The 19,225-nt window shown below is 41.8% G+C and carries 20 protein-coding genes; 2 read left to right on the top strand and 18 right to left on the bottom strand.

The window, feature by feature from the left end:
- Window positions 1-2: 2 nt before the first annotated feature.
- The 14 genes from HRU69_10390 to HRU69_10325 all read right to left on the bottom strand — a co-directional run bounded on the left by HRU69_10390 (window position 3) and on the right by HRU69_10325 (window position 14,974).
- Window positions 3-962 (bottom strand): glycosylase, encoded by a 960-nt coding sequence (locus HRU69_10390; GenBank protein QOI97866.1) that lies wholly within the window; start codon window positions 960-962, stop codon window positions 3-5.
- A gap of 3 nt (window positions 963-965) precedes the next feature.
- Complete coding sequence (locus HRU69_10385; protein QOI97865.1) at window positions 966-1,667, bottom strand: WbqC family protein; 702 nt, start codon at window positions 1,665-1,667, stop codon at window positions 966-968.
- Window positions 1,668-1,675: 8 nt separating this feature from the next.
- A complete protein-coding gene (locus tag HRU69_10380) occupies window positions 1,676-2,749 on the bottom strand; it encodes a DegT/DnrJ/EryC1/StrS family aminotransferase (GenBank protein QOI97864.1) in 1,074 nt (357 codons plus the stop codon).
- Between the two features lie 5 nt (window positions 2,750-2,754).
- Window positions 2,755-4,236: a lipopolysaccharide biosynthesis protein gene (locus tag HRU69_10375; protein QOI97863.1), complete on the bottom strand. Its 1,482-nt coding sequence runs from the start codon at window positions 4,234-4,236 to the stop codon at window positions 2,755-2,757.
- Window positions 4,233-5,465, bottom strand: coding sequence for a glycosyltransferase family 4 protein (locus HRU69_10370; protein QOI97862.1), 1,233 nt, complete (start codon window positions 5,463-5,465; stop codon window positions 4,233-4,235). The genes HRU69_10375 and HRU69_10370 overlap by 4 nt, the downstream gene beginning before the upstream one ends.
- Window positions 5,466-5,469: 4 nt before the next feature.
- A complete protein-coding gene (locus HRU69_10365) occupies window positions 5,470-6,216 on the bottom strand; it encodes a glycosyltransferase family 29 protein (GenBank protein ID QOI97861.1) in 747 nt (248 codons plus the stop codon).
- Between the two features lie 17 nt (window positions 6,217-6,233).
- On the bottom strand, window positions 6,234-6,980 hold the full coding sequence (locus HRU69_10360) for an FkbM family methyltransferase (GenBank protein QOI97860.1): 747 nt from the start codon (window positions 6,978-6,980) through the stop codon (window positions 6,234-6,236).
- 11 nt (window positions 6,981-6,991) lie between these two features.
- Window positions 6,992-7,663 carry an acylneuraminate cytidylyltransferase family protein gene (locus HRU69_10355; GenBank protein QOI97859.1) on the bottom strand — a complete coding sequence of 224 codons (672 nt, stop codon included), beginning with the start codon at window positions 7,661-7,663 and terminating at the stop codon, window positions 6,992-6,994.
- 1 nt (window position 7,664) lies between these two features.
- Window positions 7,665-9,242, bottom strand: a complete 1,578-nt coding sequence (locus HRU69_10350) for an N-acetylneuraminate synthase family protein (protein ID QOI97858.1) — start codon at window positions 9,240-9,242, stop codon at window positions 7,665-7,667.
- Window positions 9,172-9,858 carry an inositol monophosphatase gene (locus HRU69_10345; protein ID QOI97857.1) on the bottom strand — a complete coding sequence of 229 codons (687 nt, stop codon included), beginning with the start codon at window positions 9,856-9,858 and terminating at the stop codon, window positions 9,172-9,174. Before HRU69_10345 ends, HRU69_10350 begins: the two co-directional genes overlap by 71 nt.
- 31 nt (window positions 9,859-9,889) lie before the next feature.
- Complete coding sequence (locus HRU69_10340) at window positions 9,890-10,720, bottom strand: methyltransferase domain-containing protein (protein QOI97856.1); 831 nt, start codon at window positions 10,718-10,720, stop codon at window positions 9,890-9,892.
- A 13-nt stretch (window positions 10,721-10,733) separates the two neighbouring features.
- A complete protein-coding gene (locus tag HRU69_10335) occupies window positions 10,734-13,088 on the bottom strand; it encodes a polysaccharide biosynthesis tyrosine autokinase (GenBank protein ID QOI97855.1) in 2,355 nt (784 codons plus the stop codon).
- On the bottom strand, window positions 13,088-13,885 hold the full coding sequence (locus tag HRU69_10330) for a polysaccharide export protein (GenBank protein QOI97854.1): 798 nt from the start codon (window positions 13,883-13,885) through the stop codon (window positions 13,088-13,090). The genes HRU69_10335 and HRU69_10330 overlap by 1 nt, the downstream gene beginning before the upstream one ends.
- Window positions 13,886-13,981: 96 nt before the next feature.
- Window positions 13,982-14,974, bottom strand: a complete 993-nt coding sequence (locus tag HRU69_10325) for an SDR family oxidoreductase (GenBank protein ID QOI97853.1) — start codon at window positions 14,972-14,974, stop codon at window positions 13,982-13,984.
- A 116-nt stretch (window positions 14,975-15,090) separates the two neighbouring features.
- Here HRU69_10325 and HRU69_10320 point away from each other — a divergent pair, with 116 nt between their 5' ends.
- Both HRU69_10320 and HRU69_10315 read left to right on the top strand, forming a co-directional pair.
- Window positions 15,091-15,339, top strand: coding sequence for a hypothetical protein (locus tag HRU69_10320; GenBank protein QOI97852.1), 249 nt, complete (start codon window positions 15,091-15,093; stop codon window positions 15,337-15,339).
- Window positions 15,317-15,757, top strand: coding sequence for a PIN domain-containing protein (locus HRU69_10315; protein ID QOI97851.1), 441 nt, complete (start codon window positions 15,317-15,319; stop codon window positions 15,755-15,757). The genes HRU69_10320 and HRU69_10315 overlap by 23 nt, the downstream gene beginning before the upstream one ends.
- Here HRU69_10315 and cysQ read toward each other — a convergent pair.
- The 4 genes from cysQ to cysD form a co-directional block, all read right to left on the bottom strand.
- Window positions 15,754-16,515 (bottom strand): 3'(2'),5'-bisphosphate nucleotidase CysQ, encoded by a 762-nt coding sequence (cysQ, locus tag HRU69_10310; protein ID QOI97850.1) that lies wholly within the window; start codon window positions 16,513-16,515, stop codon window positions 15,754-15,756. The genes HRU69_10315 and cysQ overlap by 4 nt on opposite strands.
- Window positions 16,516-16,592: 77 nt before the next feature.
- A complete protein-coding gene (locus HRU69_10305; GenBank protein ID QOI97849.1) occupies window positions 16,593-17,837 on the bottom strand; it encodes a GTP-binding protein in 1,245 nt (414 codons plus the stop codon).
- 57 nt (window positions 17,838-17,894) lie between these two features.
- Window positions 17,895-18,263 carry a four helix bundle protein gene (locus HRU69_10300; GenBank protein QOI97848.1) on the bottom strand — a complete coding sequence of 123 codons (369 nt, stop codon included), beginning with the start codon at window positions 18,261-18,263 and terminating at the stop codon, window positions 17,895-17,897.
- A 44-nt stretch (window positions 18,264-18,307) separates the two neighbouring features.
- Window positions 18,308-19,213 (bottom strand): sulfate adenylyltransferase subunit CysD, encoded by a 906-nt coding sequence (cysD, locus tag HRU69_10295; protein QOI97847.1) that lies wholly within the window; start codon window positions 19,211-19,213, stop codon window positions 18,308-18,310.
- Window positions 19,214-19,225 lie beyond the last annotated feature (12 nt).

Raw genomic sequence — 19,225 nt, 5'->3', positions numbered from 1 at the left:
AGCTATAAACATCCATCCAACAGGGCCAAACCAAAACCATATCGACCCACCTGATTACCGAGGTACAGCATGTAAATAGATCCGTCTAATTCAAAAACATGTGGGTAACTGATCATTTCAGAGTCCCAACCCTCCTCGGAAACAGCAATACCGGCTTTATTATCATCGCGCGTCCAGTTAAAGCCGTCATCTGAAACGGCATACCCTATCCGGTAACCTCCGGTCTTTGAGCGATAATTCAAACTGTACCGATAACAAAAAAACATGTGGTACCTACCATTTGAATAGAATACATCCGGACTTGCCTGGCACTCGTTTTCTTCGAGGCGAACATCAATTAAATCTCTATTTTGTTTTTTCCAGTTAATTCCATCATCAGATATTGCCATCCTTATCCTATAAACAGGTTCCGGCCTGTTTTCAGTAGAAATCCATTTTTTTCCGGCAATATAATAGAGCACAAAATAATTATTAAAGCGCCTTATTTTTGGCCCGCTGAGAATAAAAGGTTCATCTGGAGAATAGGACAATACAGGCCCCTTCCCAAGCCGAATAAAAGTTTTCCCGTTGTCGCGACTACAGGCAACCCCAATTGCCACATTAAACGGAACCGATTCGCAACGTGTCCAGCCCCCGTAATAGCCCCAAAGTTCATCTGCATTTCGAATTACAGAAAACGGGTAAGTACCGAATTCATCAAACGTGCCCCGCTCACCCAATGACATTACTGGCTGTTTAGCAAGTTCAACAACTTTGAAAAAGTCAGTCCTCTTTAAATCAACGTAGGCGGTGTAACTTACATACCTTCCCAGTTCATCTGCCGGTGGCCGGCACGAGAAATACACCCGCACAAAGTCATCAAACAACAACACACTTGGCGCCTGGGCAAACTCGGCCAACCAATTTATACCTTTAACTTCCTGCGGATTAAAAATTCTTCCCAATTTTATCCAACGAAACATAAATCAATTTAGAGAAAACCGCATCAAAAAATTACGCACCTCATCAACAGAGTTAAACATCATCACATCAATAATAGACAAGGATGGAATAAAGTCACCGCTAAACTGTTTGTAAGTTATTGGATCAGCCTTAAGAAATAAAAGTTCAATCCCCTCTTCTGCAAAACGACTGCGACTATATAAATCTACTCCTCCTATAGGATTTATGTAAACCGATGTACTACTGGCTTTACACAATGCTAAGACCTTATCTTGCGCCTTCAACGAATGATCAATGTCCATTTGTGAGGAGATTTGCATTGGGGTAACAATATTCAAATAAGCCCTAATTTGTTGTAAAGAATGATAAATGAATCGGAACAGATTGTGATCATCAAAATCAAGGCTGCTCTCAACTACAGACATTACTGGTTTAAAGTAAGGTGCTTTTCTATAAGCCTCTGTAATTCGGTTAATAAGTTTACTCTTCTCAACAGGCCAGCTTTCAGCCAGGTAGCGGTCACATACGGAAAGGTAATCCGAATCATTTTTAATAGGAAGGCTGATATAAGATGGACTATTGTTTATAAGAATCCTGTTTCTATGGATCCATCCCTTGCGACTGAACTCAATATTGTCATAAATAATAAATTGATCAACAGCATTCATTAACTGAAAATACCCAATGTAGGGGAAAAAGTAAGGCTGCATAATGGCCAACTTCATAGTATCCGTTAAATCGCATTACAAATCATCTTGCAAATCCGTTCAATATCAGCATCTGCAAGCTCATGGAATATTGGAAGGCAAAGTATCCGCCTGCTTACAGATTCACTAACCGGCAAAGTACCCGAAGCATAAAGTCTTACTGTATTTAAAGCTGGATAAAAATACCTCCGCGGGAAAATTTGATTGGCCTGCAGCCTGTTTAAAATCCTGAGGGTTACCTCTTCACTCTCCAAGATAAGCGGGTAGTAGGCATAATTGAATATGGCAAGTTTATTTATTGATAACGCCTGAACTTTTACATGGTTGAGAAGGTTGTCATACATTACCCACTGGAGCTTCCTTTTTTTTAAGACGAAAGGCATGAAATTCAGGTTAACCAATCCCATGGCGGCATGGAACTCTGAGTTTTTACCGTTGATCCCAACTTCAGCAAAATCTTCTGGTCCATTGTGTCCAAAGTTTCGCATGAAATCAAGTTTTTTAATCAACTTCTCATCCCGACTGAAAACAGCTCCACCTTCAACGGTATGAAATAGTTTAGTGGCATGGAAACTGGTAGTGCTTATATCTCCATAAGCAAAGACTGATTCACCTTTATAACTTGTGCCAAAACAATGAGCTGCATCATAAATTACTTTCAGATTGTGCTTCCTGGCCACCTGCTCAATGGTATCAATGTCGCAAGGATTACCATAAACATGTGTTGCCAGAATGGCTGATGTTTTTTCGGTAATGGCCTGCTCGATCAAAGCCGGATTAATATTTAATGTACGTTCATCAATATCCACAAACACCGGTTGGCATCCTTCCCACACAATACTACTGGTAGTGGCTACATAACTAAACGGTGTGGTAATAATTTCGCCTTTCAGGCCCAGGGCTTTAATAGCAAGTTGCAATGCTATTGTCCCGTTGGTTACATATAATAAGTAGGGTACACCGAGGTACTCTTTTAATTTTTGCTCCAGTTCAACCACCAGCGGGCCGTTGTTGGTAAGGATGTTGCGCTGCCAGATGCCTTCCAACAGTCGCTCATACTCTTCGCGGGGCGGTAAAAAAGGTTTGGTTACCTGAATCATAATACTTACCGTTTGTTAATAAAAAATAACCGATTACCTGCCTGCTTTAAAACCGGTAATAAATACTCCATTGTTGTTTGGTGACCCGCGGTTTTGAGGGCAAAATTTACACTAATATAAATAGCGGCAAATATACCGCCTGTAAGAATACCAGAAAGCGGAAACGCAAACGGAGATAAAACGTAATCCACAATCATAAAGATGAAAAGACTGATACTAGCAAACAGCAGGAAATATAAACCGATAATTTTACACTGCCGGATAAAGGATATTCGGAAAGAGTACGTAACCGACCAGTTGGAAAATAGCCAACTTAAAATGGACGCCACAACTACCGAGTACAAAAATGGTGTAAAGCCCCATACAATCGCCACCACCAGAGGTAGTAAACCGATGGTTTTGCCTGCATTACCAAACCAAAAACTTTCTTTTGCTTTGCCAGCGGCCCAAAATGCGCTTACTATCAATAAACTGACAGGATAGGTAAAGGACTTTAACACCAATACCTGGAAGATAATAACGGAAGGTTCCCAATTACGACCAAACAATATGGTTATCAGATCACCACCGGCAAAAATAAGGGCACCACTCAGCCCAAACGATACGAACGCAACAAACTCTAATAGTTTAAAATAAACACCGGTAAACCGCAGCGGATCATCCTGAAGCCTGCTTAATACCGGAAATGACACCCGACTGATGCTGGTTGAAGAAAACGTGGTAACCAACGAATTAAGTGAAGTGGCCCGGCTGTAAAAACCCAGAGTAGCTGCACTAAATACTTTACCCACTACAAGCGTATCAAGTTGCGATGCAAGCTTAGTGGTTACATGGTTAAGAAAAACATATGTACTGAAGCCACTTAGCTTTTTTATTTCGGGCCATGAAAACTCTAATTTTGGTTTCCATTCGGTAACCTGCCAAAGCAGGGCTGTACCAATTGCCGCCCCCGTTAAATTTTGTACCACCAGTGCATACACGCCCCAACCCCGGTAAGCAAGAACTATTGCGAGACTTCCACTAATAAATTGAGCTACAAATGCTCGTAAAGTAATTTTTTTAAACTCCAGGTTTCTACGCAGAATGGTTTGCTGCACCAAGTTAAAACCATTAATTATAAATCCGAGCGACAGGTACCTAACCAGCATGGTGATTCGGGCATCATCATAAAATGCAGCGATGAAGGGTGCCAGCAACCAAAAAAATACAAACAGAAGAAGACCAATAATCAGATTAAAGTAAAACACTGAAGAATAAGTTAGAGAGGTGTTTTCCTTATTCTGAACAAGCGCAGAAGCCAGGCCAAAATCAGCAAAAACCTGGGAGATGGTTATGAACACAAGCGCCATGGCTGCCAACCCAAACTCAGCCGGAAGCAGAAGTCTGGCAAGAAAAACAGAAACTATGAAGGAAACCCCCTGTTTTGCAAAAATAGAGAGCATATCCCAAAGGAAAGACTGTGTTGCTTTCTGCCTCAACTGACTCATTGTTCAATGTTGAGTAATTTTGCTACTCTTTTTAATTCATGCAACCAAGTACCGTCTTCTTCAATCAACTGGGTGCCTCTCTTAACAAGCGAATTGTGAAGTGTCTTGTTCTCTAATAACAAAAAAATCTTTTCAGCAAGGTCATTCTCATCTCCGGCATTATAAAAAAGCAAATCACGACCCTCGCTAAATAACTCGGTAAGGTTTCCAGCCTTCGGAGCAATAACAGCACTGCCTACCGCCTGGTACTCTCTTAATTTTAAAGGGGAGTAATGAAATCCTTCAGCAGAAGACGCACTAACGATGGAGATATAAAAATTACTTACTATTTGAGGGATAACCGTAAAAGGTTGTCTACCTGTAAAGATTACAGAGTCAACTAATCCCAGCCGACACACCAATTTTTGAACTCGTGAATGCTCCTGCCCTGAACCAACAAGAATCAACACAGTGTCGTTATAGCGGTTATTAACCATTTTAAAAGCCTTAACTACTGTGTCTAATCCATGAAAAGGTCGGAAACTTCCGGTCCACCCGATTACACGCTTGTTTGTGAGGTTAAACTTTTGAGCAATTAAACTGCCATCCACCTGTGGATGAAACAGACTGCCATCTACCCGATTGGGAGATACAATAACTTTATTAGAAGAAACGCCAAGTTGAATTACTTTTTGCTTTACCTCATCCGAAACACAGGAAACCAAGTCAGCATTCTTTAATGATTTTGCCTCAAACTTGGTTTCCAGCCACTTACCCCAGCCCGGTCTGTTAACACCCCATTTTTCAGCCTCCCAAACCACAGGTGCCTCAACCGATACAACTAAAGGAGCCTTAAATTTATCAGCTAAACTTCTTCCAGGCCCATGGAATAAATCATGGCGCTCCCAAACCAAAACAACCTTCTTATTGTATAAAACTGTTCCGTTCTCAATTGGCCAAGCTCCTTTTTTGGATTGATAAAGACGCCAGTCCTTGTATGCAGTAATGAGAAATTCAGGAATGGACTTTCTGATTAATGAATAATTCTCCTTGTTCAATGAGGAGCTAACGGGCCTGGGAAACAGTCTTGCTTCAGCAGGATTAAAAATTCCATCTACCGTAGCAACCAAAGCCTCTCCCCATAACTGTTCACCGGCACTTGCCCAACCTGATGAAGTAATCCAGCCGGCTTCGTTACCCTGCCATGCTGTGCTTAGACGTGGAACTATAAAAATTGAAGTTTTAATCACAAAATTATTCTGCTGATTTCACGATTTCAGATAGACTACTATCAAGCACAATTCGCTTTTTTCTATTTTTATGCAAAAGCGCGCTGAATACCGCAAGTTCAAGTTCGGGATCATGTAAACCTGCTGATTTTATAAATTCTCTGACCTGGCCAGGCTCTCTCATTTCATTTCTATATCCTTCTCCGAAAGCAGTTCTAAAGAATGTAAAGCCTGTAATATACAATTCGGAAAAATTGGTATGAAGTACCGCGTAAAGGGCGCAAAACCCAATAGTAGGCTTATATGTACCCAAATCAGATTTTATTTTCTTAAATAGTTTCCTGGGCAATGTGAAAACAGTTCTGGTCAATAAATACTTTTTATAAAAATTAAAGATCACCCGATAACCACTGAATTCTGAAATTGGATTTATCAAGTATCGGATATTTAGTGAATCATAAAGCGCAAGGTTTAACGGCCCGCCACCGCTTCTCTCATTTTCGTAAAAGCTATGGAACAAAATGTCCGCTTTTGTGCCGATATCCTCTTTCCATTCACCTTGTTTTAACAATAAGGGAGCCTTATTCACTCTGATTACTACATCAAAACCATCAATGTATTCACCTTTACCTGTGTGGAAGGCTGAGTTTGCAGCTCCAATAATGGCAACTCGCTTACCAAGTAACAGCCTTTCCAGGTTAATTGTGCGCCTAAAAATAGAAAAAAGCAAAAGGCCATAAACAAAACGGAAAAGTTTAATAATAAAATCCATTATACAACTTTTCACATTTACCCCTTTAAAAAATCTTTCCGGATGGCCAGAGTATTAATGCGATCATGCGTCCAAACATACTTGCATGATGCAAGTATGTTATACAATGAGTCTAATTGTTCCTGCGAATAATTTTGCACAAGTTGTGCATTTTCAAATGCAATGAAGGGCGGATTTAATCCACTCTCCAGGGCCATTTTAACAATCTCGCCATCATATCCTTCAGTATCAATAAGCAAAATATCTAAAGTGTCAATTCCATAAATCTCGATAACTGATTTCAATGTGAGACAAGTGGTACTTTCAGCCTGAATTTCATTCTCATGAATACCATGTTTTAAGAGATGGTCCTTATAAAAGGATGCTAACTGACGGGCCCATCCATTGTTTTGCCATCGCCCTTCATCTTTAATGGTATAAAGTAACCTGTTTTCGTTACTTTCGGCTACAGCCGCCTTTATCAATGTTACATTCTTTATGCCCTTATAAAATATCTCAAGTTTTTCGAAATTCACAGTTGACGGTTCTATGAGGTATCCACGAATTCTCCCTGATTTTAAATAAGGATAAACAGAATCGCTGGTAACACCATCACAAGCACCTACCTGAACAAGGGTGATCTCTTTATCAGTAAGTGCCAATAAGCAGGCTACAATCTCCACATTGTCAATTGTTGGTTTAGGCAGATACTTGCGTGCACGATTAAGCCGGGAAAGTTTCAATCCGAAAAAACCAAACAAACTGTTAACGAATTGCTTCAGCATATTCGATCTATTCACTGATTATTAATGAAAAAATGGCCGTAAAGTAATTCGGCCACTTTAAAATCAAAAGGCGTGTCAATATCAATGGATTCTTCCTGCGGCAAACGGAAGAAATACGGACTTTTGCCTAAACAACTTTTTTTCTCAATCATTATATCCCTGGGCAAGATAGAAATACAAAATGTAAGCTTCATAATATCAGGCAAGTCCTGAGAACGAGGTATTTTTTTTCCATCATAATTAAAGGGTTTACCGTTCAATATAAGGAACTCCTTCACATCAGCTACGGTGGTAATTGAATCATACTCTTTCGGCAATGTATGGTACAGCTCAAACGCCTTATTAAAAGATTCGGATCTAACCAGTGGTGTAGTAACCAGTGCGTAAAGTATATCATCGCACTGCATGGCTGATGCCATGTTCTCGTACACTTCACTCATTGACACCGTATTCGATGCGAAATAGGGATCACGTTGATGCGTTTCTGCCCCCATTGAGCGGGCAATTCGGAGCATTTCTGAATCGTTTGAACTTACAACAACGCCATCCAAAAACGATAAAGACAGCAATTGCCTTACCCTGATTTCAAGCAAGGTACTTCCGCAAAAAGGCCTGATATTTTTATTTTCAACACGCAACGAGCCTGAACGCACCGGAATCAATGCCTTAATTTTTCGTTTCATTTTAAACCCTTTTAGGATTTACCACCTCATATTTATGATGTTCGGAAGGAAGCACCCTCTTAACAGGTGAGCCAAGCGCCAGTTCAGTGCTTCGGATGTCTTTAACAAACTTTTTAAAGGTATCCGTTTTCAAATCAAGGGCTACTTTATCAAAGTGCACCCAGTTCACATCTCCCAGTTTTACGTGCTTTTCAATCATTTTTGCTCCACTGGCCACAGCGAGCATAGAACCAAACGATCCAATATCGTGACTTGAATACCCAGGAATAAGTGATGGGTACTTTTTGGCCAGCTCCGCATAGTGCCTAACAACTGAAACGTTACAATCGTGAAGAGGGGTTGGGTATGCTGAAACGCAATGAAGCAAGTAAATTTTTTCATTACCTGCAAAAGTTTCTAGCACATAATCCTCATACCGCTGATCGGTATACCCTGTCGATATTACGATGGGTCCATTATAAGCACGGGCAACTTGTTGGTGAAATTCATGATGATTGGATATTGTTGAGGGTATTTTTATCAACTTAGGGTTAAACTTCCTGATTATTTCAAATGAAGGAAAATCGAGTACCGAACAGAACCAGTCAATCTTCAATGACCGACAGGTCTTATCTAGAATTTCTAATTTTTCTTCATCCAGTTCAACTCCTTTCCGATAATCGCCCAGAGTTTTACCAAAAGGAGACCAATAATAACTGCTTAATTTCTCAGCCGAATAAAATGTATCCACATCACGTTTCTGAATTTTTATCAAGTCGGCCCCGGCCTCCTTTGCCCGTTCAACCATTTCCACTAATCGCTGGGTATCACCTAGGTGATTATTGGTTAGTTCAGCCACAATCAATACGGTATTCTCGGGTACTCGCTTCGGCTCAGTTTCTGCTTTTGCAGGTATTGCAATTCTCGAGGAGAATTTTTCTTTGAACTGGGAAGTTGTCAATTTACTATATTCCTTATTGCCCACATGTAAAAGATGAAGTACCGGATTATCCTGAAAGAACTTCACCAATTGCAGGTAATCATATTCTTGCGAATGAACTACCAATTCCCTGTCGGGCTCTGATTCTTTCGCATAATCAACTCCAAGGTTTTTACTAACTTCACCTTTAGCTGTTGAGAAATCAAATCCTAGCAGGTAAATATTCAATTTCTTCTTAAAGTGACTGGAGAGTTGCCGGCATATTTTAAGGGCATTAAGCAAAACAAATCCTTCATCATAATACTCCTCCATTCCAAAACGATAAAGAATCAATTCTTCCGAATCAATTTCAAGCGGGATAGGTAAAACCAAATCATGCGGAACCTGAACAGGTAGTGGTTTTCCTGCAAGGTAATAACAACATTTAAACCCGTGTTCTTTTAGGCTGTGACGAACCCAGTTAGCGCTAAAAACTCCAATATGCCCCTGAATGATCTTTTCAGAATCGTTAATATTAATAACTAAACCGGGTGGTAGTTCAAAACCTTCCAGTTCATCTATGCTTGGGCCTTTACCGATAATGAATACATTATCGGTGCTCCACGCGGAATCGGTACTTTCTATTTGCCTGAAGATATTCTCCAGTATACGGCTTGTCATCAACTTCTACTATTAAATTATTCTCTAACGCTAAATTAAGTCCTGCCAAGATATCCCAGCTATTTGCGCCTTTTGGATTTTCGAAAGATAAAAACGATCCGCGAATTACATTGATCATGTTGTAAACGCAACAACCCAAGATTCTGTACTCGTGACCCTGTGTTGCTTTAACAAGTTCGTCCAATGTTAAGGAGCTAGATAAACCCCGGATTCTGGAGTTAAACCTTTCAACGTTATCACCCGTCTTAAGCCAAAGGTTCAACTCAGGGCAACCAAGAAGTGAGCCGACATGCTGGTAATCCAAAAAGCAGGCAATCGAAACCCCCCATTCGGCTAATCCTGAGGTAAAATTTTCTGTTCCATCAATTGGATCAATTACAACAATAAACCCCTCCTCCTCTTTGTGGCTTACCTCTGCTTGACTTTCCTCTGTTACAATCGTTACCTTTGATTCCTCCTTTAGAATATCTAGAATAAGAGATTGAACAAATAAATCGCCATCGGTAACATAACTTAAATCATCTTTAAGCGATCTTCGGTCTCTTAGCGCAATTACACCTTCCAGATTTTTCTGAATTGCTGATTTAACTTTAACAAGAAACTGATCAATATTCATAATTCCAAGTTACAATCAGAATGTAGCTGAATTATTTTTCCGGCTTTACAAGCCTCAGTAAGTCTTCGAAGGCATTTACCCCATAGTAATAGGCCTCTTCACTACGAAACAGGTCATTATGGTGGGCAATCCGAAAAATGAATCCAGCTTTTTTCATCGACCTGAATAACTGAACTTTACCAAATACACGTACGTGATCATGCTGGGCATAAAAATACGACCGCAAGGTCGGGGTATTAATACCCGCGTCTTCAAAATTATTCTTTAGCACATTTGAAAAAGGGGTCTGCAAAATCGCAGTACCTCCCGGTTTAAGCACTCTCCAAATTTCCCTTAACGCCTTCTCATAATCAGGAATATGTTCTAAAACGTGGTTGGCAATTACTATATCAAACGTATTGTCTGAAAACGAAATGTCGGTAGCATCTTCTTTGCTAATAGACTCGTTTGCAGGAAACAAATCAGCTTTAATGTACATGGCAGGGCCTTCTCTTTCAATTCGTTTAGAAAGATGGGCTTCAGGTGCAAAATGTAGTACGTTGCAGTTCTTAATCTGAAGCCACAAATTAAGATTATCGAAATACATGAATAAATGTCGTTCCCGATCAAAAGAATTACAATACGGGCAGCCGAAATTATCTACATCGCTACCTACCATTTGCAACATGGATATCCATTCCGGAAAAAAAGCGGAACCGCCTTTATATCGGGTAAACCGCCCGAATGTCTCTCCGCAAACATAACATTTTCGGCTTTTGCCAAACCGGTGAAGTGTCTGGTAAACGGCCAGAATTGGTTTACGGTAACGGACATAAACCAATTTTATAAATTCCTTATGACGCTTTATCAGGGTCGTAACCATTTACAATGGGCACTTAATCTTCGTAATAATTATCTTGGACTTTACTGTGATAACCATATCCATAGTAATTATAGCTATAGCCGTAACCATAACCGTATCCGTAACCGTATCCTAGCCCTGATTTAAAAATATCATTCAATACGACACTGATATTTCTCAACCGGCCATCTCCGTAATAGTCGGCAACCATCCTTAGTGCTTCCTTTGGTGTGTAATTCTGACGCACTACATAGAGAGTATGGTGCGCATACTTAGCCAATTCAAAAGCATCGGCAATCAGGTTAATGGGAGGGGAATCAATAATCACATAATCATACTCCTTTAAAAGTCCTCCGAAAAGATCAGCAAGTTTAGGGCGCATTAATAATTCACTCGGATTGGGAGGCACGGGGCCACTGCTGAGTAAGTACAGGTTTTCAATAGGTGTTGGCTGAACAATTTCTTTTAAATTGGCTATACCAGCAAGGTAATTGCTTAAACCGATATTGTTCTCTAGTTTAAAATCAGTATAAAGCCTAGGCTTTCGCATATCGGCACCTATAATAACGGTTTTTTTTCCGGAAAGTGAAAGCACAGTAGCCAGGTTAACGGATGTAAAGGTTTTGCCTTCACCACTGATAGAACTGGTGATGAGGATTATCTTTTTATCCTGGTATCCTGTAAAATAACCAATGTTGGACCTGAGTGCACGGAATGATTCGGCCACAGCAGACTTTGGCTTCTCGTAGACAATCAGGTTACCTTCAGTGGTATTATGGCCAACTCCGCCTATAAACGGCATGTGTGTAATCTTCTCAATATCTTCTTTCGATTGAACCCGAGTATTCATAATTTCAAACAGTATGAATAATGCAAACGGCAAAATTAATCCGCCAGCAAAAGCAATTGTATAATTCTGAACTTTTTTAGGCGAAATAGGGCCGCTAACCTGAGGGTCATTTACTACCTGAATATCTGTCACGTTAGATTCTTTGGATATTTCAGCCTCAGATTTTCTTTGCATCAGAAAAACATATAGGTTTTCAAGCAATGTGTAGTTGCGCTGGATGGTAACCAGTTGCCGCTCGGCAGCGGGAAGGTAGGCCAGTTGTTTCTCGGCATCACTTATCTGCTTGTTTAACTGGTCGGATTTGATTTTATCTGTTGCCTCTAGTGAGGCAAGTGATTCCAGAATGTCTCTTTTAATGGCGCTCAACCGGGACTGTTTGTCCGCAATAAATGGATTACGCATACGGTCAACATCACCATAAAGTTTAACTTCGAGTTGCAATTCAACCATACTGGCTACCAGGTTGGTAAGTACTGGATCTTGTATACCAACAGAAGTTGGCAGAATTACTTGATCATGATTTGTGCTCTTACTTAGGTAATCACGAAGGTATTTATAGTAATTCTCATTTATCAAAATGGCTGTTTTTTGGGTTTCAAGTTGTTCAAGTTTTTGAAAAACCCTGAGGGCTTCCGTGCCCAGGTCAGTAACCACATTTTTGTCTTTAAACTTTTCGAGCTGTATCTCAAAAAAACGCAAAGAATCGCGAATTGATGATAATTGATGATCAATAAATCGTATAGCTCGGGTAGCTGTTTGATTTTTCTTTTCAAGGTCATAGTACTGATAGGCAGAAATAAGTTCGCGCATAAAATCAAGTTCCCGTTGTTGGTTCTGACCCAGGATGCGCAGATTTACTACAGAAGCACCTTGTTCAGCCCATTTTGCTTCGAGCCTTGATGCATAGCTTCGTGAAACAGCCAACGTACTGTGGATAGTTAACAAAAAGGGATCGTTATAATAGGTTTCAAGTTTACGGCCATTTTTGCGAACAATGATAAATTTCAAATTATCAATAGTTATTGTATCACCAAATTGATATGTAACCTGATTATCAACGGACAGAATAAATTGGCTTTCATTAATAATTGTAAGATCAAAAGCGTGCGATCCGTTTTCTGCACCTGCAATCACTTTAGCTTCAACGGGCACATGGTGATAGGCATCAATGGTAAGAACTTTACCTTGACGGTAAAAGAGAACCCCGAAATTAAGACTATCAATAACCCGTTCAATCAATGGAATAGAACGAATGATATAAATCTCATTGTAGTAATTCCTGTATGGACTTACAATTGGATTGTTGTAAAGAAATTTACCTTCACTGGGCTCCTGAGTTTCTCGGATTATAATAGACGCGTTAATCTCAAAAACAGGTACTGAGTAACGATTGTATAAAAAAGCTATACTAACAGCTACTACAATAGATAAAACAATTAGGTACCAAAACTGTAGTGCCCGGTAAAGCACCCGCTTATAATCAAGTGTAGTGCTTTGAGGGGACTGACGGATATCCTGTTCTAAAAATGACTCAGCCATTAATCAATCGAGTTAATTAATGTTATAGTGATAAGAAACAATGAGAGTGAGGATATGAATAATGAAAGATTCTTACCAAAGTAAGTCTGGTACGGTCGCTGCCTCAGGGAGGGCACAATAAGTATGTCATTTTGATAAACGAAATACTCCGGTCTATTTACAAAATCTTCATCCAGTAGGTCAATATAGCGTACTTCTGCTTTTCCATTTACCTGCCTGATAAGTTTAATGTTTCGTTTATCCGCCAGGTCGGTAAGCCCCCCAGCCAATCCAATTGCTTCTATATAATTAACGCGGTTATTTGGAAGGGTAACAGTACCCTCCTGTTTTACCTCGCCCAGAATGGTAAAACGAAAATTTATCAGTCGCACTTTTACAACGGGAGACTTGAGATATTCATCGGCCAGTTTCTGTAATTTATCCTGTGCCTCATATACGGTTAACCCTGCAACTTTTACTTTACCTATAACCGGATAACTGATCTCCCCATTCGGGTCAACCAATTCACCTATCAGGAGGGCATTACCCTGAGTAAGATTGAAATTCGTGTTACCTTGAATGCTCCGATTAAAAATATCGAACTCTTCAGGCGTCAGGCTCTCAAACCTCACTGAAAGATTGTCCTCGGGTTGAATACGGTATTCGTACATTTTTAAATCATATGTCCTTACCACAGTATCCTTGGGTAAATCCTTTTTATTCACATCATCTTTTTGCAGGAGTACGTACTTCTTGTTGGTAACGCAGGAACTGAACAGCAGGGAGGAACAAAACAACCACCAAAAAATCCTCATCATCAGGGTCTTATTAAAAATTGAGCTACAAATATAGGAATATACCTTAATTCGGGGCATCAAAGAGAGGTAATCAATGATTTGATGTGCAGAGAAATATTACCTTATATACTTTTCAAAACTCTTATTCTCCCGCTCAAACAAAATCTCCTTGGGCAGCGACTTGAAAAACTCGTAGGTAATCCTCAACCCATCGGCCCGCGATACTTTGGGTTCCCAACCAAGAATTTCCTTTGCCTTGCTGATATCGGGCTGGCGTTGCTTAGGGTCGTCAACCGGGAGGGGTTTGGTGATAATTTTCTGGGGTGTACCCGTTAGCTTTATAATTTCCGTTGCAAAATCCATAATTGTGATCTCCTCCGGATTGCCGATGTTCACCGGCAGGTGGTAGTCCGACATAAGCAGACGGAACAATCCTTCAACCTGGTCATCGATAAAACAGAACGATCGGGTCTGCGAGCCATCGCCAAATACAGTCAGATCTTCTCCCCGCAGGGCCTGCCCTATAAATGCCGGCAATACCCGGCCATCATTTAATCGCATACGCGGACCGTAGGTATTAAAGATTCGCGCGATGCGGGTATCCAATCCGTGGAAGGTGTGGTACGCCATCGTCATCGCCTCCTGAAAACGCTTGGCTTCGTCATACACCCCGCGGGGGCCAACCGGGTTTACGTTGCCATAGTACTCTTCGGGTTGCGGATGTACCAGCGGATCGCCATACACTTCGGAGGTAGAAGCAATCAGTATCCGTGATTTTTTTACCCGCGCCAGACCCAGCAGGTTGTGGATTCCGAGCGAACCCACTTTTAACGTCTGGATAGGAATTTTCAGGTAGTCAATGGGGCTGGCCGGTGAGGCAAAGTGCAGGATGTAGTGCAGTTCGCCCGGCACGTGTACAAAGGTGGAGACATCGTGGTGGTAAAATTCAAAGTCGGGATGTTTAAAGAGGTGTTCAATATTTCGCAGGTCACCGGTAATCAGGTTATCCATAGCGATGACATGAAAACCTTCCTTTATAAACCGGTCGCACAAGTGGGAGCCGAGGAAACCGGCACCACCGGTAATCAAAACGCGTTGCTTCTTACCCATATTCTTGCAGTAAACCCCACAAATGTACATGTTTTGGGTTATTCTCAGAACGAAAAACCCGGCCAGTCTTGCTCCTTGTTATGGGTACACGTATATTTGATTACCACACGTGTTGTATGAAAACAAAATTAACTTTAACGGTTCGTAAAAGTGTTATTGACCAAGCTAAGCGATATTCCAGGCGTACCGGAAAATCCATCTCCCAGCTTTTTGAAGATTTTTTTGATACCGGACAGGCTTCTGTAAAATCGGAGCCGCAACGGGCAGCCGAACGACTTCTTCGAAGACTTAAGGCAGCCAAACCGGTAAAATCTTTGAAGGATAAAGAACTTCTTAGAAAACATGTTGCCGGCAAGTATTCCTGATGTGTTCCTTGATACCGATGTTGCCTTCGATATCATTTCGAAGCGTGAACCTTTTTTTGAGTCATCTGTCAATGTACTCAAACTGGCCGCACAGCACCGGGTACAGCTACTGATTTCTGAGATCAGTATTGCTAATCTTATTTACTTAACGTTCGACATATACAAACTCAAGGATGGAAAATCCAGACTTATCGATTTTGTTCAGGCCACTGGAATAGTTCAGAGTGGCAAATCATGTATTTTGCGCGCGTTAGAATCCTCTTTTAAAGACAAAGAAGATGGTTTACAGTATTTTACCGCATTACAAGCCTCAGCAGATTTCTTCCTGACCCGCAACATTCGGGATTACAGAAAATTTGCTGCGACTGAACTTCCTGTATATACTCCCGAAAAATTCTGTGAGGCGTTTGTATCCTAAGCAGAAATAAAATGCGGGTTTATCAAATCCGGTTTATTGTAAACCAGTTCCGTCTCAGCATCTCTCTGAAGAACGCAGAGGCCCACCTCCCGCACAATAGTATGCGCTGCGGCAGTATCCCACTCCATCGTGGGGGCAAACCGCGGATAAACATCGGCTATGCCTTCGGCCAGCAGCATAAACTTCAGGCTGCTGCCTTTTGATACCAGCGTGGGGTTATTCAATGAATCAATAAACGCTTTCGTCTCATCATTCAGGTGCGACCGCGATGCCACAACCCGGATGCCGGGTTGCATCAGGTTAACCGGTGACCTCTTTGGCAATTGAATGGCCTTTCCGTTTCGCTTTACAAAAGCTCCGTTGCCTTCGGCTGCATAATACACATCTCCGCTTACCGGAACGGCCACCACACCAAGTACCGGGCGCTGGTTATGTATAAGAGCAATGTTTACGGTAAACTCACCATTGCGCTTTAAAAATTCTTTGGTGCCATCAAGTGGATCAACCAGCCAAAGGTATTCCCAGTTTCTGCGTAGCTCATACGGAACATCCTTTCCCTCCTCACTCAACACCGGTATGTTGGCTTCGGCCAGCGCAGAAAGAATAGTTGAGTGCGCCCGCTTGTCGGCCATAGTTAATGGCGAGCGGTCCGCTTTCAGTTCGGTATTAAAGTTTTCTGAATGATATATCTCCAGAATTTCCTTGCAGGCACATCCGGCTGCATGAATACCAACTTTTAATAATTCAAATCCTTTCATTTTGTAAATCCAGGTTGCATGTTTCCGGTCTCCGGTTACCAGCGACAGGCGACAGGCGACCGGCAACCTGAAGCAACTCACACAATCATCCCTGCAGCCACCGTTTCATTGGTTCCCTCATCCACTAAAATAACACTTCCCGTAATACGGTTTTTCCGGTAACTGTCGCAGGCAATAGCTTTTGCTGTACGAATCTTAATCCGGGCTATATCGTTCATCACCAATTGCTCAACCCCTTCCATCCGCTGCAAGGTATTAATATCCAGTTTATACTGAATTTCCTTCAATACACCTCTGGTCTCCAGTGTGGTGTGCCGAACAACAAATTTTGAATTAAGATTTACCGGGCGCTGGTTCATCCAACACAGCATCAGGTCAACATCCTGCGTAAGTTGCGGTTGATTGTTGGGCTTACAGATGAGATCACCCCGGCTGATATCCAGTTCATCCTCCAGAGCGATTACCACCGACAACGGTGCAAAAGCTTCAGATAGCTGCTGATCACCCAGTTGAACGGATTTGACGCGTGACGAAAAGCCCGAAGGCAAAATCAATACCTCATCGCCAATTCTGAAAATGCCTCCGGCCACCCGGCCGGCATAGCCGCGGAAATCCTGATGTTCGGTTGTGTGCGGCCTGATAACCTGTTGGACCGGAAAGCGGGCATCAATATGGTTATAGTCACTTTCGATGTGCACAGTCTCCAGCATGTGCAGCAACGTAGCCCCCTGGTACCAATGCATATTCTCCGACCGGTTCACCACGTTATCGCCATGCAGGGCACTGATGGGCACAAACTGGATATCGGAAACTTCCAGCTTGGAAGAAAATGCTTTATAGTCGTGAACAATTTTGTCAAATACCGTCTCATCGTAATTCACCAGATCCATTTTATTTACACATACAATGATGTGCGGTATTTTCAGTAATGAAGCTATAAACGAATGGCGGTAGGTTTGTTCTACCAATCCTTTGCGGGCATCAATTAGTATAAGGGCCAGGTTAGCCGTTGAGGCGCCTGTTACCATGTTGCGGGTGTACTGAGTGTGCCCGGGTGTATCGGCAATAATAAATTTTCGTTTGGGGGTAGCAAAATAGCGGTACGCCACATCAATGGTGATACCCTGTTCGCGTTCGGAACGCAGGCCGTCTGTAAGCAATGAAAGATCCACATAATCAAAGCCTTTCTTCGAACTGGAAGCCTGCACGGCCTCGAGTTGATCCTCAAAAATAGATTTACTGTCGTACAGCAGCCGACCGATCAATGTGCTTTTACCATCGTCAACGCTGCCGGCTGTAGTGAAACGGAGGAGTTGGTTCATGCTTAATTGGTTACCGGTTACTGGTTTCTGGTTGCCTGTTTAAATTAAACTTTAAGTCTATTCCATGTTGTTCTCAACCCATTGAATAAACTTATTTATCTTCTTACTCAAAACCTGGTATTCCTCAGTCAGTTTTTTATATAACTTCTGATCGTTTAGTGATTCGGTTTCTAATAAAAAATCCAGATGAATGATTGTTTCATCACACTCTGATTGAGCATAGATTAGATGCTTGATGTAGTCCGACTTATATCGTCTCCTTCCATATCCTTCGACTATTGCTGAAGTTACAGCCTTTGAAGACCTCCTTATTTGACTCCCTTCTTCGTATAACTCAAACTTTGGAAGTTGTATGGAAAGTTTATGTACCTCAATAGCCAGTCTCTTCGACTCCCGATAAATTTCTAAATCTCTAAAGCTTTTCATACAGCCATGTTTTGTTTTATGAGCCGGTAACCGGCAACTGGTGACTAAAAATATCCCGACCTTTTCCTGTCCTCCATAGCCGTTTCACCGCGTTTATCATCCGCCCGTGTTCCCCGTTCGGTTTTACGCGAAGCGGCCACTTCGGCAATAATCTTTTCAATGGTGTCGGCCTCCGATTCCACCGCCCCGGTTATCGGCATATCGCCACAGGTGCGGAACCGGACACGCTTTATCACAGGTTTTTCATCCGGCTTCAGTTTCAGCCAGGGTGATGTGGAAAGCAGCACGCCATCGCGTTCAATCACTTCACGTTCATGGGCATAGTATAACTTCGGAATCGGTATGTTCTCCGTAAACAGGTACTGCCAAACATCCATCTCCGTCCAGTTCGAAATCGGAAATACCCGGAAATGTTCACCCATATTTTTCCTTCCGTTAAATAAATTCCAAAGTTCCGGGCGCTGATTTTTCGGATCCCACTGGCCAAACTCATCGCGATGCGAAAAGAAACGCTCCTTGGCACGGGCCTTTTCTTCATCTCTGCGCGCCCCGCCCATGGCCGCATCAAACTTGTATTTTTCAATTGTATCGAGCAGCGTAACGGTTTGCAGTGCATTCCGGCTTGCATAATAACCTGTCTCCTCTTTTACACGCCCCGTATCGATACTTTCCTGAACCAACCCGACAACCAACTGCACACCCAACTCTTTCACCAGCCAATCCCTATACTCCATGGTTTCAGGAAAATTATGACCGGTATCAATGTGCACCAGCGGAAATGGTATGCGTGCCGGGTAAAATGCTTTGCGCGATAAATATGCCAGCACAATCGAATCCTTCCCTCCCGAAAACAATAAAGCCGGCCGCTCAAACTGGGCAACTACTTCACGGATAACAAAAATGGCTTCGGCTTCAAGTTCCTGCAGGTGACTAAGGTAGTACTGGTTCATTCGATTTTAGAT

It is taken from the genome of Flammeovirgaceae bacterium (assembly GCA_015180985.1).
Lineage (GTDB): Bacteria > Bacteroidota > Bacteroidia > Cytophagales > Cyclobacteriaceae > UBA2336.
The sequence above is the reverse complement of the archived record's forward strand: the minus strand, read 5'-3'. Positions and strand labels throughout refer to the sequence as shown.